Origin of the sequence: Pseudomonas fluorescens (assembly GCF_001307275.1) — a bacterium.
Taxonomy (GTDB): Bacteria; Pseudomonadota; Gammaproteobacteria; order Pseudomonadales; family Pseudomonadaceae; genus Aquipseudomonas; species Aquipseudomonas fluorescens_AA.
Map to the genome: position 1 here is coordinate 5,829,540 of NZ_CP012831.1, position 16,791 is coordinate 5,846,330.

15 protein-coding genes are annotated in these 16,791 nt (G+C 62.5%); all 15 read left to right on the top strand.

What is annotated here, in order from left to right:
• The first annotated feature begins 463 nt into the window (after positions 1–463).
• The gene (locus AO356_RS25810) at positions 464–1,873 is read left to right on the top strand and encodes a circularly permuted type 2 ATP-grasp protein (RefSeq protein WP_003201697.1); all 1,410 of its coding nucleotides are present in this window, start codon (positions 464–466) and stop codon (positions 1,871–1,873) included.
• A 3-nt stretch (positions 1,874–1,876) separates the two neighbouring features.
• On the top strand, positions 1,877–2,827 hold the full coding sequence (locus tag AO356_RS25815; protein WP_003201699.1) for an alpha-E domain-containing protein: 951 nt from the start codon (positions 1,877–1,879) through the stop codon (positions 2,825–2,827).
• Positions 2,824–3,621, top strand: a complete 798-nt coding sequence (locus AO356_RS25820) for a transglutaminase family protein (RefSeq protein ID WP_060742201.1) — start codon at positions 2,824–2,826, stop codon at positions 3,619–3,621. Before AO356_RS25815 ends, AO356_RS25820 begins: the two co-directional genes overlap by 4 nt.
• 740 nt (positions 3,622–4,361) lie before the next feature.
• Positions 4,362–4,964 carry a transposase gene (locus AO356_RS33485; protein ID WP_060742202.1) on the top strand — a complete coding sequence of 201 codons (603 nt, stop codon included), beginning with the start codon at positions 4,362–4,364 and terminating at the stop codon, positions 4,962–4,964.
• 68 nt (positions 4,965–5,032) lie between these two features.
• Positions 5,033–6,595 carry a ShlB/FhaC/HecB family hemolysin secretion/activation protein gene (locus tag AO356_RS25830; RefSeq protein WP_404942854.1) on the top strand — a complete coding sequence of 521 codons (1,563 nt, stop codon included), beginning with the start codon at positions 5,033–5,035 and terminating at the stop codon, positions 6,593–6,595.
• Positions 6,596–6,612: 17 nt separating this feature from the next.
• Positions 6,613–8,412 (top strand): DUF2341 domain-containing protein, encoded by a 1,800-nt coding sequence (locus AO356_RS25835; protein WP_060742204.1) that lies wholly within the window; start codon positions 6,613–6,615, stop codon positions 8,410–8,412.
• Positions 8,413–8,422: 10 nt separating this feature from the next.
• Positions 8,423–8,848 (top strand): ExbD/TolR family protein, encoded by a 426-nt coding sequence (locus tag AO356_RS25840; RefSeq protein WP_003201710.1) that lies wholly within the window; start codon positions 8,423–8,425, stop codon positions 8,846–8,848.
• Between the two features lie 2 nt (positions 8,849–8,850).
• Positions 8,851–9,555, top strand: a complete 705-nt coding sequence (locus AO356_RS25845; protein ID WP_060742205.1) for an energy transducer TonB family protein — start codon at positions 8,851–8,853, stop codon at positions 9,553–9,555.
• 39 nt (positions 9,556–9,594) lie between these two features.
• Positions 9,595–11,286: a putative porin gene (locus AO356_RS25850; protein ID WP_060742206.1), complete on the top strand. Its 1,692-nt coding sequence runs from the start codon at positions 9,595–9,597 to the stop codon at positions 11,284–11,286.
• 15 nt (positions 11,287–11,301) lie between these two features.
• Positions 11,302–11,949, top strand: a complete 648-nt coding sequence (locus tag AO356_RS25855) for a hypothetical protein (protein ID WP_060742207.1) — start codon at positions 11,302–11,304, stop codon at positions 11,947–11,949.
• A gap of 22 nt (positions 11,950–11,971) precedes the next feature.
• Positions 11,972–12,451, top strand: a complete 480-nt coding sequence (locus AO356_RS25860) for a YbjN domain-containing protein (protein ID WP_060742208.1) — start codon at positions 11,972–11,974, stop codon at positions 12,449–12,451.
• Positions 12,448–13,392, top strand: a complete 945-nt coding sequence (locus AO356_RS25865) for a peptidylprolyl isomerase (RefSeq protein ID WP_060742209.1) — start codon at positions 12,448–12,450, stop codon at positions 13,390–13,392. The genes AO356_RS25860 and AO356_RS25865 overlap by 4 nt, the downstream gene beginning before the upstream one ends.
• Positions 13,393–13,598: 206 nt before the next feature.
• Positions 13,599–14,579, top strand: coding sequence for a LysR family transcriptional regulator (locus tag AO356_RS25870; protein ID WP_060742210.1), 981 nt, complete (start codon positions 13,599–13,601; stop codon positions 14,577–14,579).
• Positions 14,580–15,624: 1,045 nt separating this feature from the next.
• A complete protein-coding gene (locus AO356_RS25875; protein WP_060742211.1) occupies positions 15,625–16,122 on the top strand; it encodes a GNAT family N-acetyltransferase in 498 nt (165 codons plus the stop codon).
• Positions 16,123–16,219: 97 nt separating this feature from the next.
• A complete protein-coding gene (locus AO356_RS25880) occupies positions 16,220–16,714 on the top strand; it encodes a hypothetical protein (protein WP_060742212.1) in 495 nt (164 codons plus the stop codon).
• The last annotated feature ends 77 nt before the right edge of the window (positions 16,715–16,791 follow it).

The following is a 16,791-nucleotide window of genomic DNA, read 5'->3' on the forward strand; positions in this document are numbered from 1 at the left end:
ATCCGTGCATTTTCCTGCAACGTTGCAGTGCGTTCAGGTTTTCACTGCTTGGGGTTGAGTGCGGCGCGTGAAGGGTTAGCCGTGGATGAATGAGTAAAAACTTCCCTCTTGTGGGGCACGGCTGTCTCCTTCCACCCCCTCAAGAGCCTTTCAAGCCCCGTTCGAGAGAAAGGGCGCCCGCATTTATGGTCGTTAATGTCGCTAGATCGAAAAATAATTTCGCCTTTTTGCGGTTTTGCAATACTTCTTCTATCCAGTACGTGACACCGTCACGCTTAGGCACACCCTTTGCTAAGTATTGAAAACCCGGCCTTTCAGGCCAGGACACGCCATCCATCAAGAGCAACAGAGGGCAATTCCAGGACCGTACGCAATCAAGCAGGGTTTAAAGCAAGGCAAGGCCGAACCGTCGGAATGACGAAGTGATAAGAAATGCCGTGTAGAACGCGGCTGGGAGTTGGCTATGCCCCACGCTTTTTTTAATGAAATGTATGACGCAAAGGGTGACTGCCGCCCGCATTACCAAGCCTTCTCGCGCTGGCTGGCGGACACCCCGCTTGAACTGCTGGAGCAACGCCGCCGCGAAGCCGACCTGCTGTTCCATCGGGCTGGCATCACCTTCACCCTCTACGGGGACGAGCAGGGCACCGAGCGCCTGATCCCCTTCGATATCATTCCCCGCAGCATCAAGGCCAGTGAATGGCAGATGGTCGAGCGTGGCTGCATCCAGCGGGTCCAGGCCCTGAACATGTTCCTGGCCGACATCTACCATGGGCAGCACATCCTCAAGGAAGGGATCATCCCGCCCGAGCAGGTGCTCGCCAACGAGGGCTACCAGATCGCGATGCAGGGCCTGAACCTGCACCGGGGCATCTACGCCCATATCGCCGGTGTCGACCTGGTTCGCGACGGTGACGGCAGCTATTACGTGCTGGAAGACAACCTGCGCACGCCCAGCGGCGTGAGCTACATGCTCGAAGACCGCAAGATGATGATGCGCCTGTTCCCCGAGCTCTTCGCCGCCCAGCGCGTGGCCCCCATCGATCATTACCCGAACCTGCTTCTCGACACCCTCAAGAGCTCAAGCCCCCTGGAAAACCCCACCGCCGTGGTGCTGACGCCGGGACGCTTCAACAGTGCCTATTTCGAACACGCCTTCCTGGCCCGTGAAATGGGCGTGGAGCTGGTGGAGGGGGCCGATCTGTTCGTGCGGGACGACCACGTGTATATGCGCACCACCGCCGGGCCTCGGCAGGTGGACGTGATTTACCGTCGCCTTGACGACGCCTACCTCGACCCGCTGTCGTTCAACCCCGATTCGATGCTGGGCGTGCCCGGGCTGATCGCTGTTTACCGTGCGGGCAACGTGGTGCTGGCGAACGCAGTCGGCACAGGCGTGGCCGATGACAAGTCGATCTACCCTTATGTCGACGAGATGATCCGCTTCTACCTCACCGAAGAACCGATCCTGAAGAACGTGCCCACCTGGCAGTGCCGCAAGCCCCAGGACCTGTCCCATGTGCTGGCCAACCTGCCGGATCTGGTGGTCAAGGAAACCCAGGGCTCCGGCGGCTACGGCATGTTGGTCGGGCCGGCCGCCAGCGCGGCGGAGATCGAAGATTTCCGCGCGCGCCTCAAGGCCCGTCCCGAAGCCTATATCGCCCAGCCGACCTTGAGCCTGTCCACGTGCCCGACCTTTGTCGAGAGCGGCATCGCGCCGCGCCATATCGACCTGCGTCCGTTCGTGCTGTCGGGCAAGGAAACCCGCCTGGTACCCGGCGGGCTGACCCGCGTGGCGCTGCGCGAAGGCTCGCTGGTGGTGAACTCGTCCCAGGGCGGCGGCACCAAAGACACTTGGGTAGTGGAGGACTAAGACATGCTTTCAAGAACTGCTTCGGACCTCTATTGGATGTCCCGCTACCTGGAGCGCGCCGAGAACCTGGCGCGCATGCTCGAAGTCAGCTATTCGCTGTCGCTGATGCCCCAGGCCGGACGCAGCGATGGCCATGCCGAGCTGGCGATGTCGCTGCTGGCGGCCGGTACGCTGGACGACTACAACGCCCGTTATGACGCGCTCAACACCGAGCGCATGCTGCATTTCTTCGCCTTGGACGAAACCAACCCCGGCAGTATCTATAGCTGCCTGCGAGCCGCGCGGACCAATGCCCATGCCGTGCGCGGGCGCATCACCGCCGACATGTGGGAAAACATCAACGCCACCTGGCTGGAAATGCGCAACATCGCCAGCAATGGCCTGGGGCGCTACGGCATCAGCCATTTCTGTGAATGGGTCAAGGAGCGTTCGCACCTGTTCCGCGGCGCGACATCGGGCACCATCATGCGCAACGATGCCTACTGTTTTATCCGCCTGGGGACCTTTATCGAACGGGCCGACAACACCCTGCGCCTGCTGGATGCTCGCTATGAAATGTTCGGCGAGGAATCGGAGGAGGTCAGCGACAACTCGGCCCGTGGCTATTACCAGTGGAGTGCCTTGTTGCGCGCGTTGTCTTCGTTCGAGGCGTTCAACGAGATCTACCGCAACGCGCCCAATGCCGAGCAAGTGTCCGAGATGTTGCTGTTGCGGGCCGACGTCCCACGCTCGCTGCATGCGTGTATCGAGGAACTGGACCATATCCTCGCCAGTTTGCCGGGCAACAACGGCCGGCCGGCACAACGCCTGGCCGCCGAGCTGAATGCGCGCCTGCGCTATTCCGGAATCGACGAAATCCTGGCGTCGGGCTTGCACCAATGGTTGACCGACCTGATTGGTCAGATCCGCCACTTGGGCCAGACCGTCCATGAGTCTTACCTGGAGGTCGTATGAAACTGTCCATACGCCACGACACGACTTACAGCTACGCCGATGAAGTCTGCACCAGCATCCAGTTCCTGCGCCTGACGCCCCGGGACACCCAGCGCCAGCGCATCTTGCAATGGCATCTGGAACTGCCGAGACTGGTGCGCAGCCAGATTGACCCCTATGGCAACATCCTCCACGTGATGACCATGGACGAGCCCCACGGTGCCTTGGTGCTGACGGCGTATGGCGAGGTGGAAATCCATCAGTCCATCGCGATGGAACCGGACACTCAGTCACCGCTGCCGTTTCTGCGCACCAGCCGCCTCACCCAGGCGGATGAGAACCTCAGCGCCTTCGCGGTCGAACAATGTGCCGGCCGACGCGATCGGTCGGCCTTGACCGACCTGATGAACGGCCTGGCGGCGCGGATGCCCTACAGCCCCGGCACGACCGCGGTCAACAGCACCGCCGCCGAGGCGTTTGCCGGTGGAACGGGGGTTTGCCAGGACCATACCCACGCCTTCCTGGCCTGCGCGCGCAGCCTGGGTATTCCAGCGCGCTATGTTTCCGGCTATCTGTGCACCGAAGATGAAAGCCACCTGGCAAGCCACGCCTGGGCCGAAGCCTGGCTGGACGATGGCTGGTACAGCTTCGACGTGACCAACCGCCTGACCCTTCCCGATCGCCACCTGAAACTGGCGATCGGCCTGGACTACCTCGACGCCTGCCCGGTACGCGGCATGCGCCGGGGTGGCGGGGCGGAACAGATGCAGGCGCGGGTGCAGGTGAGCTCGATGGTGCAGGTGCAGCACCAGTAAAGGCACAGGCTTTCTCGCCAACACCCGAGCTCCCACACTGGAATGAGTGGTGGACGCAAACCCTGTCTCCACCCGAGCACCTCTGTGGGAGCCGAGCTTGCTCGCGATGACGGCTGCCCAGCCGACATCACCGCCAACAGACCCACCGCCATCGCGAGCAAGCTCGCTCCCACACTGGAATGGGTAGTGGACGCAAACCCTGTCTCCACCCGAGCACCCCTGTGGGAGCCGAGCTTGCTCGCGATGACGGCTGCCCAGCCGACATCATCGCCAACAGACCCACCGCCATCGCGAGCAAGCTCGGCTCCCACACTGAAATGGGGGTGGACACAAACCCTGTCTCCACCCGAGAACCCCTGTGGGAGCGAGCTTGCTCGCGATGACGGCTGCCCAGCCGACATCATCGCCAACAGACCCACCGCCATCGCGAGCAAGCTCGGCTCCCACACTGAAATGGGGGTGGACGCAAACCCTGTCTCCACCCGAGAACCCTTGTGGGAGCGAGCTTGCTCGCGATGACGGCTGCCCAGCTGGCATCACCGCCAACTGATCCACTGCTATCGCGAGCAAGCTCGCTCCCACAAAAAGCGTACGCCCTCCTTACCCTCCAAAATGAAGCTTTCATGACAAAAGTTCGGTAGCACATCGCCATTCCCGTCATGCCTGTGTGACGTGTTCGAGGGGACCTTTCAGGTCGTTTGGAGCCGGGGCGCGAAGCCGGGAGTGAGGCGATGGGGACTATGGAACGTTATTCGAAAGTGGGCATGCAGGAGCTTGACCAACGGTTGTCGAAGATCGTCGAGGCGGCGCGCAAGCAGCCGGTTTCGGTGTATCGCTACGGCGCGCCGTGGGTCTGGATCGTTTCCCAGGATGACTGGCAGGGCGCGCTCAAGGAGGTGTCCAGCTACATTCCGCAAGGCCATTCACTGGTCTTGCTGCGTCCGCAGATCGACGATCTGCTGGATGACCATCGCGATGTGCTGCAGGGCCTCAACGCCAGTGCCCAGATGCTGATCGCACCGCAAACCGCCATGCACATCCTCCTGCTGCAACTGCTCTATTCGGTGCCCAGCGAGCAGCAACTCTACGAACAACTCAATTACAACCTGCTGTTCCGCTGGTTCGTCGGCCTGGACCTGAACCAGAAGGTCTGGAGCTTCAACGTCCTGAGCAAAGACCTCGCCACGCTGCTGGGCGATGCGCGGGCGGTGCGGCTCATCGAGAAAATCATCGGTGAAGTGTTCTGTGGCGCCTTGCTGCAAATGCCGGAGTTCTCCTTGAACTTCGCGCTTCTGCACACCTGGCTGGCCCGGCACGCCACGACATCGACCATAAGCAATTGAGCCGTACTTTGAATTCAGGGGGTGGTGTGGAGCATTTCTTCAAATCGCGGCCGGCGCTGTGGGGCTGGCTGCTGCTGGCGGTCGGGGGGCCGTCGGCCTTTGCCGCCGAAGGCGGGCAGGAGGCCGACGCGGCGCCGACGCGCCTGGTGGATGTGAACGAGTATTTCGTGCGCGGCAACACCGTGCTCGATGCCCGGGCCATCGAGGAAGCGGTGTACCCGTTCCTGGGGCCGCAAAAGGCCTTGAGCGACATCGAAGGCGCCCGGGAAGCCTTGCAAAAAGTCTATCAGGCCCGCGGTTATCAATCGGTATTCGTCGAGCTGCCAGAGCAGAAAGTCGAAGACGGCATCGTCTACCTGCAGGTCAGCGAAACCAAGATCGGTCGGGTGCGCGTGGTAGGGGCCAAGCACTATTCGCCCGTTGAAATCCGTGACGACGTGCCGGCGCTGAAGGAAGGCGAGGTGCCCGATTTCGCCCGGGTCCAGGCAGAGCTGGCGCAGTTGAACAAGACCCCGGGACGCCAGGTCATGCCGCTGGTGCGCGAAGGCCAGCGCCCCGGGACCATGGACGTGGATTTGCAAGTCGAAGACCAGGACCCCTGGCAGGCCAGCCTGGGGCTGAACAACGACTACAGTGCCGACACCGAAAAGCTGCGCACGGTCGCCAGCCTGGGCTACAACAACCTCTGGCAACTGGGCCACAGCGTTTCGCTGACTTTCTTCACCGCGCCCCAGGACACCGAAAACGCCAAGGTCTGGTCGGGTTCCTACACCGCGCCGCTGAGCGAACGCTGGAGTGTGCAGTTCTCGGGGTACCAATCCGACAGCAACGTGGCGACCGTCGGCGGCAGTAACGTGTTGGGCAAAGGGCATTCCTACGGGGTGTCGGCGATCTACAGCCTGCCGTCCACGGGGGCATGGGCCAACAGCTTTTCGGTCGGGGTGGATTTCAAGGACTTCGAGGAAGAGCTGAACCTGGGCGGTGCCAGCGACAAGGCGCCACTCAAGTACGCGCCGTTCACCTTCGCCTATAACGGCTTTCGCTACACCGAAAACAGCCAGTTGGGCCTCGGCCTGAGCCTGGTGGCGGGTACCCGGAGCCTGCTGGGCTATGGCAGCTCCGACGAAGCGTTCGACTACAAGCGCTATCGCGCCAGTCCCAGCTTCGCGGTGCTCAAGGGCGACGGCAATTACACCTTCACCTTCGGCAACGACTGGCAGACCGCCTCCAAGGCCGCCTTCCAACTGGCCTCCGGTCCGCTGGTTTCCAACGAGCAATTCTCCGCCGGTGGCGCCACCTCGGTGCGCGGTTACCTGGCCGCCGAGCGCACCGGCGACGACGGCTACCTGCTGTCCCAGGAGCTGCGTACCCCGTCCCTGGCCAAGTTCCTCGGCAGTTATGTCCAGGAGTGGCGTTTCTATGCCTTCGCCGAAGGCGCGCAGTTGTATTTGCGTGACGAACTGCCCGACCAGGAAGCCGACTACAGCCTCGCCAGCGTCGGCCTCGGCACCCGCGCGAGCCTGAGCAAATGGCTGTCCGGCAGCCTCGATTGGGGCTATCCGCTGCTCGAAGGGCCGAACACCTCGAAACAGGAATCGCGCCTGCACTTCAACCTGCAAGCGACGTTTTGAACCCAGGAGTCATGTCCATGCAACGCTTATTGTTATCCCTGTTGATCTGCCTGGGGCTGGTGCTTCCGGCGACCGCCAACGCCTGGTGGCAGGACGACTGGCACTATCGCAAACAGATTTCGGTGGACACCACCCCCCAGGGCGCCGCCATCGCCCAGGCCTTGGGCCGCACCGCGTTGCTGGTGCGCTTGCACACCGGCAACTTCACCTTCGACGGGGTCAAGGACGACGGCTCGGACTTGCGTTTCGTCAGTGCCGACGACAAGACCGTGCTCAATCACCAGATCGAAAGCTTCGACCCGCTGATGGGCATGGCGCTGATCTGGGTCGACGTGCCGAGCGTGGAGGGCGGTCAACGCCAGGACGTGTGGATGTATTACGGCAACCAGAAGGCGCCGGCCACGAGCAGCGGCCAGTTGACTTTCGACCCGGACTACACCGCGCTGTACCACTTCGACGGCGCCACCGGCGTACCGCCCCGGGATACCACGGCCTACGGCAACAATGCCCAGGGCGCGACCGGCGTGAGTATCGACGGCGTGATCGGGCGGGCCTTGCAGTTCAACGGCCAGCCGTTGTTGTTGCCGGCCAGTCCGTCGTTGCAACACAGTGCCGGTGCGGCGTTCACCTTCAGCACCTGGCTGCGCCAGGACCAGGCCAGTGGTGAACAGGTGATCCTGGCCCGTCGCGAAGCCGCCACCAGCCTGTTGGTCGGGGTCAACCAGGGGGTGCCGTTCGTGGCGATCAATGACCAGCGCGCGGTCTCGACCCAGCCGCTGAACCCCGGTCAGTGGCAGCACCTGGCGTTGACCGCCTCGGGCGACCGGGTCGTGCTGTACGTCAACGGGCGTGAGACCGCGAGCCTGGCGGTGGCGATGCCGGCGTTCAATTCGCCGATCGCCCTGGGTGCCGATGTCTCCGCCGGAGCCTTCGCGCCTTTCAGCGGCGCCATGGACGAAGCGCGCCTGTCCAAGGTGGCTCGCCCGGCGCCGTTGCTGTTGGCCGACGCCAATGCCCAGGGCGCCGAATCGAAACTGGTGGCCTACGGCGTCGATGAAGAACAATCCGGCTTCGGTTTCGGCAGCCTGGGATTCCTGCTCAACGCCGTGCCGCTCGACGCTTGGGTGATCATCGGGGTGCTGGTGCTGATGATGTTCCAGTCGTGGATCATCATGATCCGCAAGAACCGCATGGTCAGTCGCCTCAGTGCCGCCAACGAAGTTTTCCGCGAGCAGTTCGCCAAGATCGGCACGCGCCTGGAAATGTTCGCCGACGACCAGGACCTCGCCCAGCGCCTGCAACATTCATCGCTGTGGTGCTTGTACTTGGTGGCCGTCAAGGAAATCCGCACCCGCCGTGAACAGGGTGCTGACACCTCGTCGGTGTCGGCGGCCACCATCGAAGCGATCCGTTGCTCGATGGACGGCGTGCGCACCCGCGAGAACCAAGCGCTGAGTTCGAAGCTCTCGACCCTGTCCAACGCCATCGCCGGCGGGCCGTACATCGGCCTGCTCGGCACTGTGCTGGGGATCATGGTGGTGTTCCTCGGCACGGCCATGGCCGGCGACGTGAACATCAACGCTATCGCCCCGGGCATGGCCGCGGCATTGCTCGCCACTGCCATGGGCCTGTTCGTCGCGATCCCGGCGTTGTTTGGCTACAACCGCCTGATCACCCGTAACAAGGAAGTCAGCGCCGACATGCGGGTCTTTGTCGACGAGTTCATCACGCGCCTGGCGGAGATGCACGGCGAAGGCCAGTCCGGTGAAGCGGCCCCTCGTCGCGGTCATCACGTCCAATCGTCCGTACCGGCCTGAGGGAATCGCCATGGCTAGCGTAAACGCTTCACACGATGACGACGATGATGCAGCGGTCGACAGCATCAACATCACGCCGCTGGTGGATGTGCTCATGGTGGTGCTGGTGATGTTCATCCTCACGGCCACGGCCCAGGTGTCAGGTATCCAGATCAACCTGCCCAAGGCCAGTGCCTCGGTGTCGTTGTCCGAGGCCAAGACCAAGGCGATTTCGGTGAACGATGGCGGGCAGGTGTTCCTCGATGCCTATCCGGTGACCCTGGCCGAGCTGGAAGAGCGCCTGCGCATCGAAAAGGCGCAGAGCCCGGACTTCCCGGTGATCGTGCGCGGCGATGCGACGGTGCAGTACCAGAAAGTCATTGAAGTGCTGGATCTGTTGCGGCGCCTGGAACTGTCCCAGGTCGGTCTCGTGACCGGCAAACCGAGCCAGGGCTGATCATGACCGCCAGACTTCCCATCGATCCGCCCCCGGTGAAGACTTCGCCGCTGCGCCTGCTCAAGTGGGCCGCCGGCCTGCTGCTGGGCGCCGTCGCGGCCTGGCTGCTGTGGCAGTGGGCCAATGACATGAGTGGCGTGCGCCGCGAAGCCCCGAAGGTGCCGACCATCATCCCGCTGCCGCCTCCGCCCCCACCACCGCCAGAGAAGCCCAAGGAGCCGGAACCCCAGGTCGAGGAGAAAGTGGTCGAGCCAGAGCCGACCCCGGAACCCGAAGAGGTCAAGCCCGAAGAAGAAGCGCCGCCGTCGCCGGTGGATGACCTGGCGAACCCGATGCAAATGGACGGCGATGCCCAGTCCGGCAACGACGCATTCAACATCGGTGCCGGCAAGGGCGGCGGCATGGCCGGGGCAGGGGGCGGGCGCCTGGGCAATGGCACTTACAGCCAGTTCCTGGCGTTCACCTTCCAGCGTTTGCTGCGGGAAAACCCCGACTTGCGCAGCCTGGCGTTCTCGCTGCAGGCCGATGTCTGGCTCAGCGCGGTGGGGGAGATCACCCGGGTCGAGCTGGTCAAGTCCAGCGGCAACCCGCAGGTGGACGAGCAAGTGATTTCCGCCCTGCGTACCGCGCCCCATTTGAGTGAACGGCCACCGGCCTCCCTGACTTTGCCCGTGCGCCTGTCCTTGCAGGGACGACGGCCGGGTTAACCGACTATTTGAAAGTTTGCCAACAGGAGTTGTGTGCAGATGATTTCCAATGTGAATCGATTGTCGTGGGCGATCGGCCTGGTGGTCCTGAGCCTGGCCGGCCACGCGGCGGCCGCCCCGGCGCCTTCGGAAAACGCCACGATCAATCTGATCCGCCTGCTGGTGCAGCAGGGCGTGTTGAAACAGGACCAGGCCGATGGCTTGATCGCCCAGGCCGAACGGGAAGCCGTGCAGGCCCGTCAAGCCGCCACGGCAGTCGCCGCCACGCCGGCCGGTGCGCCGGGGGACGTGCGGGTGCAATACGTGCCGAATATCGTGCGTGAGCAGATCCGCGACCAGGTCAAGGCCGAAGTCATGGCCACCGCCAAGCAGGAAAACTGGGCCCAGCCCAACACCTTCCCGGATTGGGTCTCGCGCATCAGTTTCGATGGCGACATTCGCCTGCGGGACGAGTCGCGCTATTACTCTGGCACCAACAGCAACGAAATCGTCGATTTCGCCCGGCTCAATGACAAGGGGCCTTACGACGTCAACCCCAACAGCAGTTCGAGCCTGCCGCCATTGCTCAATACCCGCGAAGACCGGGAAAACCTGTTCCGCCTGCGTGCCCGCCTGGGCATGAAGGCCGTGATTGCCCCGCAATGGACGGCGGGCATCCGCATCGGCACCGGCTCGGACAACAACCCGGTGTCCACCACCCAGACCCTCGGTGGCGGCTTTGGCAAAAAAGACATCTGGCTCGACCAGGGCTATCTGACCTGGAAACCCTCGGACGAATTGACCCTGACCGGCGGGCGTTTCGCCAACCCGTTCTTCTCCACCGACCTGTTGTATTCCGGCGACCTGAACTTCGATGGCGTGGCGGCGAATTTCAACCACAAGCTCAATCAGGACTGGGGCGTGTTCGGTACCGTCGGCGCGTTCCCGGTGGAGTACACCAACGACACCAGCACCAGCAATGGCAGCGACAAGGAAGAGAGCGACAACAAGTGGCTGTACGGTGCGCAAGTGGGGGCCAACTGGGCCATCAACGACAGCAACCGGATCAAGGGCGCGTTGGCCTATTACCGCTTCGACGACATCGAAGGCCAGCGTTCTTCGCCGTGCCAGCCCTGGGCCGGTGATCCAGGCTGTGACAGCGACGGTTCGCGGGTAGCGTTCATGCAGAAAGGCAACACCGTGTTCCTGCTGCGCGACATCACGCCCAACCCCCTCAACCCGTCGACCACGCCACAGCCGCAATATGTCGGCCTGGCCTCGGAGTTCAACCTGCTGGACCTGAACTTCGCGTGGGACACCGATCTGCCCGAAGACCTGAAACTGCGCAGCCAGGCCCATTACGTTCACAACCTGGGCTACGACGAAGGCGAGATGCGCAAGCGCTCCGCGGGGCAGTTCGCCAACAACCTGGACAGCGATGGCGAGGTGGAAAGCGGCGCCAACGCCTGGATGCTCCAGTTCACCCTTGGCAACTCCCTGGAGCTCAAGCGCGAGGGCGACTGGAACCTGTTCGCCGGCTACAAGTACATCCAGCCGGACGCCTTGCCGGACGGCTTCAACGATTCGTCATTCCATCTGGGTGGCACCAATGCCAAGGGTTATTTCCTGGGCGGCAACTATGGCCTGGCGAGCAACGTCTTCGCCACCGGTCGCTGGTTGAGTTCCGAAGCGGTGTACGGCGCGCCGTACGACATCGATGTCTTGCAGCTTGAAATCAACACGCGCTTCTAAGCGCAGGGAGGCCTCATGAAAAGGCGTGCCATCTACCAATGTCCGGCCGCGTTACTGGTGCTGGGCCTGCTTCTGAGCGGCGGCGCCCACGGCGAAGGCCTGGAAGAACGCCTGCGGGCGCAACTGCGCAGCACCACCGCCCAGTTGCAAACCCTGCAAAGCGAACAGGCCCAGGCCAGTGCCGCCCGGCAGGCCGCGGAGACCCAGGCCAAGGAGGCCCAGGCGCAGATCAAGCAATTGACCGCGCAATTGAGCAAGGCCCAGGCCCTGAATGAGCAACTGGCCGGGCATCAGCAAAACCTGCAAAGCCAGGCCCAGGCCCAGGTAGCGGCCAGCAACGAGCAAATGGGCAAGTTCAAGAAAGCCTACGACGAGCTGCTGGTGCTGGCTCGCGGCAAAGAGGCCGAGCGCGCGCGCCTGGAGGCGCAATTGACCGAGCGTGACACACAAGTGCAGCAATGTTCGGTCAAGAATCAGCAGATGTACGAAGTCGCCAAGACGCTGCTGCATGCCTACGAAACCATTGATGTGACCGACATCGTGAAGATCCGCCAGCCGTTCGCGGCCAAGGCCCGGGTGCGTTTCGAAGAGCTGGCCCAAGGGTTTGGCGATGATCTCTACAAGAACCGTTTCGATGCGCCCCAGGCCTCGATCACTCACTGAACAGAACAAGGAGGAATCGAACATGACCTCAATGATTGAAAACGTCGATGCAAAATCCCTGACCGAGTTGTTGCAGGCCGCGGGTTATCGGGTCAACGAAACCGAGCAGAACGGCATTGTGCAGCTGCTCAGTGCCAGCCAGGGCATCGGCTTTGCCGTGCGTTTCGGCAATCCGGCGGCGACTGCAGGCGAGTACCTGGACTTCACCTTCAGCTGTGCCTTGCGGGTGCAGGGCCAATTGCCGGCCGGGTTGGCAGAACTGTGGAACGCCTCGCGACGTTTTGCCCGGTTGTCGCTGCAAGGCGAATTCCTTGTGATGGAAATGGACGTCGTGGTTGCCGCGGGCGTGAGTGCCAATCATCTGCGCAGTCACCTGGAACTGTGGGACCGCCTGTTGCAGGAATTCATTGTCTACCTGCGTGAGTACAGCCAGAACGCGGCGCGGGCGCAAACCCCGGCCGAGCCCGTCGAGGCGCCCTTGGAGGAGGCCGTCGCATCGTGAAAAAGCCGACCTTCGTCATCAGCGCCGCGGCGCTGGGCCTGATCGCCGTGGCGCTGGTGCTGGGCCTGCGGCCGGGCAGCGATCCGGTCGCCGCGGTGCAGACCGCCAGCGTTGTTTCGGCCGACTCGCCGAGTTTGGCCCGACTGGGCAACCAGCAGGTCAGCCCCGAAGAACTCAAGACCTTGCTGGCCGCACTGGCCCCCGAGGTTCGTCAGCAAATGCGGGGTAATCGGGCTGCGCTGGAGGGCTGGATCCGTGCCCGCCTGGCGGAAAAAGCCGTGTTGGAGCAGGCCGATGCCCAGGGTTGGCGTCAGCGGCCCGAGGTGGAGCGGCAGACACGAGCGGCGGCTGAGCAGATTGTGTTTCGCGATTACTTGCAGTCGGTGAGCCAGGTGCCGGCCGGGTATCCCAGTGAAGACGAGTTGAAGCAGGCTTACGACGCCGGGAAAGCCAACTGGACCGCACCGGCGTTGTACCGCGTCAGCCAGATTTTCCTGGCAGCCACTGAACCGCAAACCGTGGAGGCGGTGCGCCGGCAAGCGCTGGAGTTGAGCAAGAAAGCCCAGGCCTCACCCGCTGAGTTCGGCGTCCTGGCCAGTCGTTTTTCCCAGGACCGCGCCAGTGCCGAGCGCGGCGGTGACAGTGGTTACCAGTCGTTGCAGCAATTGGTGCCGCCGGTGCGCGAGGCGGTGGCACGCTTGAAGGTCGGCGCGGTATCGGACCCGGTGCAGAGCCCGGCAGGGTTCCATGTCATCAAGCTCACCGAGCAACAACCGGCCCGAGAGGCGACCCTGGATGAAGTCCGCGAGCGCCTGACCCAGGCCCTGCGTGCCCAGCGCCAGGAACAGATCGCCAAGGCGTACCTGGACGGCATGCTCGACACGGCGACGTTGAGCATCGATGGCGCGCAGTTGAGCAAGGTGTTGGAGGAGGGGCTTTAGGCAGGTCCACATCAGACCCGTGGCGAGGGAGCTTGCTCCCGCTGGGCTCTGTAGGAGCTGGCGAAGCCTGCGATCTTTTGATCTTTCGTTTGAGACTCAAGTGTCTGGGGAAAGATCGCAGCCTCGTTGCACTCGACAGCTCCTACATGCTCCTACACAGTTTCTACACAGCTCCACGTATTCGTACAACCGACAGGGAGTCACCCATGACCTTCATCGAGCCCGCAGGACGCCAGGCTGTCACCGCATACCGCACACCGTTGCGTGCCCCCGACCCGTGGCTGGCCATGGCCGGTGGTATCGAGCCGCAGGTGGCGCAGTGCTTCCTGGTCAGTGCCCGTTGCGGCTGTTTCATGCAAGCGGCCCGCAGCCTCAACGTCAAGGCGACCTGGCTGCGCAAGCAGTTGGCGCAATTGGAGGCGCGGCTGCAGCGTTCGCTATTCAGCTTCCAGGGCAGCGCCTTGACCCTCAGTCGCGAGGGCCGGCAGTTGCAGGCGCGCTTGATCAGCCTGGCCCACGAAAGCGCGCCGCCCTTGAACGATCAACCCTTGATTCGCCTGGCCGTGGCCGAGTCGATACTGCATGACATCCTGGGCCGTGACCTGATTTCATTGCTGCGACGCAACGCCAGCGTGCGACTGCAGATCATCACCCTGGACAGTGACCTGGCGCTGCAAGCCGTCAGCGCCGACCTGGTGCTGTGGTTGAGCGATGCCCACACGTTGGGGCAGGGGCCGAGTTTCGCCACGTTGCCCGCGGATCGACTGGCGCGGCTGGACTATGTGCCGCACATCGCCAAGCGCTACTCACGTCCGGCCACGCGCCCGGACTGCCTGGACGACCTGAACGATTACATGCTGGTGCAATGGCAGGCGGACCGACACGTGGACGGCTTCGCACCGTGGAACGCCTTGATAGAACAACGCCGGGCTGGCGTGGTGCAGGTGCAATCCTACGAACTGATGCTGGAAATGATTCGCTGCAGCGCCTGCATCGGCCTGTTGCCGCAGTACATGAGCCGCTTCGACCGAGGCCTGGTGGCGTTGCCGCAAGTGTTTGGCCTGTCGATGCAACGGCACGTGTGGATGGCCGTCAATGCCCAGGCCGAAGGCTCGCCGGAGGTGCAGATGCTGCGTGAACTGATCCACCACACGCTGGATGAGCGGCGGGATTGGTTCCAGGCCTGACCGAAGCCGGAAGTAGTCCCTCTGTGGGAGCGAGCTTGCTCGCGATAGCGGTGGTTCAGCTTGCATTGATATTGAATGTGCCGCCGTCATCGCGAGCAAGCTCGCTCCCACATGGGGTCTTGGGTGTCCACAGATTCAGCATCCAGCAACAATTCCCTGTGGGAGCTGAGCTTGCTCGCGATAGCGGTGGTTCAGCTTGCATTGATATTGAATGTGCCGCGGTCATCGCGAGCAAGCTCGCTCCCACATGGGTTCTTGGGTGTCCACAGATTCAGCATCCAGCAACAATTCCCTGTGGGAGCTGAGCTTGCTCGCGATAGCGGTGGTTCAGCTTGCATTGATATTGAATGTGCCGCCGTCATCGCGAGCAAGCTCGCTCCCACATGGGTTCTTGGGCGCCCACAGATTCAGCATCCAGCAACAATTCCCTGTGGGAGCTGAGCTTGCTCGCGATAGCGGTGGTTCAGCTTGCATTGATATTGAATGTGCCGCGGTCATCGCGAGCAAGCTCGGCTCCCACATGGGTTCTTGGGCGCCCACAGATTCAGCATCCAGCAACAATTCCCTGTGGGAGCTGAGCTTGCTCGCGATAGCGGTGGTTCAGCTTGCATTGATATTGAATGTGCCGCGGTCATCGCGAGCAAGCTCGGCTCCCACATGGGTTCTTGGGTGTCCACAGATTCAGCATCCAGCAACAATTCCCTGTGGGAGCTGAGCTTGCTCGCGATAGCGGTGGTTCAGCTTGCATTGATATTGAATGTGCCGCGGTCATCGCGAGCAAGCTCGGCTCCCACATGGGGTCTTGGGTGTCCACAGATTCAGCATCCACCAACAATTCCCTGTGGGAGCTGAGCTTGCTCGCGATAGCGGTGGTTCAGCTTGCATTGATATTGAATGTGCCGCCGTCATCGCGAGCAAGCTCGCTCCCACATGGGTTCTTGGGTGTCCACAGATTCAGCATCCACCAGCAACTCCCACTGGTTCCCGATATAACCTGACGCGGCTTATAGTGGTCGGCCTTGTCACGCCTCCAGGAAGGAGCCCCATGTCCGAGTCTTCGATTACCCTCGCACGCTTCACTGAAGCCCACATCGCCGGTGTCACCGCGCTCTACAACGACCCGGCGGTGACTCGCCAGGTGCTGCAAATGCCTTTCCAGTCCACCGAAGTCTGGCGCAAGCGCTTGGCGACGGATGACGAGCGCTTGTTGAAACTGGTGGCCCTGCACACGGGTGACGTCATCGGCAATCTGGGGCTGGAGCAGTTTTCGCGGGTGCGTCGGGCCCATTGCGGCAGCCTCGGCATGGGGGTGGCTGTCGCCTGGCAGGGCAAAGGCGTGGGGTCGATGCTGCTGGCCGCCGCGCTGGACGTCGCCGACAACTGGATGAACCTGCGCCGGGTCGAGCTGACGGTGTACGCCGACAATGAAGCGGCCATCGGGTTGTACCGCAAGTTCGGCTTCGAAAGCGAAGGCCTGATGCGCGACTATGCCGTGCGTGACGGACGTTGGGTGGACACCCTCGCCATGGCGCGACTGCGCTGAAGGATCAGTCACGCAGGTAAAGTGGCTTTTACGTACGCCGACGTCTTGGACCTGTCATCATCCAGCTTCGCAGTACTCCCTAACCGAGGAACGGGCCATGGACGATGTACAGCAATTGGGCGAGATGCTTCGTCACTACGCCGACAGCGAAGCGCACAAGAAACAACTGCACCAGGCCCAGTCGGCGGTTTGGACGCAACAGATCAAGGCGCTGTACGGGCAAATCGAGCAATGGCTGGCGCCGGTCATGGCGCTCGGCCTGCTGGAACTGAACCGTGAGACGTATGTGGCCCACGGGGCGAACGTTCCTGTAGAAACATCCGCTTTCAAGACCGAAAAACTGACCTTGGCCATTACCGGTAAACCGGTGGAGTTCGTGCCGGATGTGATGGGTGTGGGCGGCTTGGTTTCTTTGTCGATCATCGGCCTGGCCGCGACCCGTCACGGCAGCATTTCCCTGGTGTGCCAGCCGCCATCGACGCAATGGCAATGGCGCCGGACCAATGGGTTGAAGGACCCCGACACGTTTGCCTTCGATGCAAACTTCCTCGCCCAACAATTGCAGAGCCTGATACCTCGCGAGCGCGGCTGAATCACTTGTTCTTTTCAGGGCAGGCAAAAAACTGCCCATTGGCTATACCTGTAGTTCCGGCCCCGCCTCGTGTGGCT

Bases quoted from the DNA above. Each gene is read 5' to 3' on its own strand.
- AO356_RS25810 (WP_003201697.1), top strand. From the start codon at position 464: ATGCCCCACGCTTTTTTTAATGAAATGTATGACGCAAAGGGTGACTGC.
- AO356_RS25815 (WP_003201699.1), top strand. From the start codon at position 1,877: ATGCTTTCAAGAACTGCTTCGGACCTCTATTGGATGTCCCGCTACCTG.
- AO356_RS25820 (WP_060742201.1), top strand. From the start codon at position 2,824: ATGAAACTGTCCATACGCCACGACACGACTTACAGCTACGCCGATGAA.
- AO356_RS33485 (WP_060742202.1), top strand. From the start codon at position 4,362: ATGGAACGTTATTCGAAAGTGGGCATGCAGGAGCTTGACCAACGGTTG.
- AO356_RS25835 (WP_060742204.1), top strand. From the start codon at position 6,613: ATGCAACGCTTATTGTTATCCCTGTTGATCTGCCTGGGGCTGGTGCTT.
- AO356_RS25840 (WP_003201710.1), top strand. From the start codon at position 8,423: ATGGCTAGCGTAAACGCTTCACACGATGACGACGATGATGCAGCGGTC.
- AO356_RS25845 (WP_060742205.1), top strand. From the start codon at position 8,851: ATGACCGCCAGACTTCCCATCGATCCGCCCCCGGTGAAGACTTCGCCG.
- AO356_RS25850 (WP_060742206.1), top strand. From the start codon at position 9,595: ATGATTTCCAATGTGAATCGATTGTCGTGGGCGATCGGCCTGGTGGTC.
- AO356_RS25855 (WP_060742207.1), top strand. From the start codon at position 11,302: ATGAAAAGGCGTGCCATCTACCAATGTCCGGCCGCGTTACTGGTGCTG.
- AO356_RS25860 (WP_060742208.1), top strand. From the start codon at position 11,972: ATGACCTCAATGATTGAAAACGTCGATGCAAAATCCCTGACCGAGTTG.
- AO356_RS25870 (WP_060742210.1), top strand. From the start codon at position 13,599: ATGACCTTCATCGAGCCCGCAGGACGCCAGGCTGTCACCGCATACCGC.
- AO356_RS25875 (WP_060742211.1), top strand. From the start codon at position 15,625: ATGTCCGAGTCTTCGATTACCCTCGCACGCTTCACTGAAGCCCACATC.
- AO356_RS25880 (WP_060742212.1), top strand. From the start codon at position 16,220: ATGGACGATGTACAGCAATTGGGCGAGATGCTTCGTCACTACGCCGAC.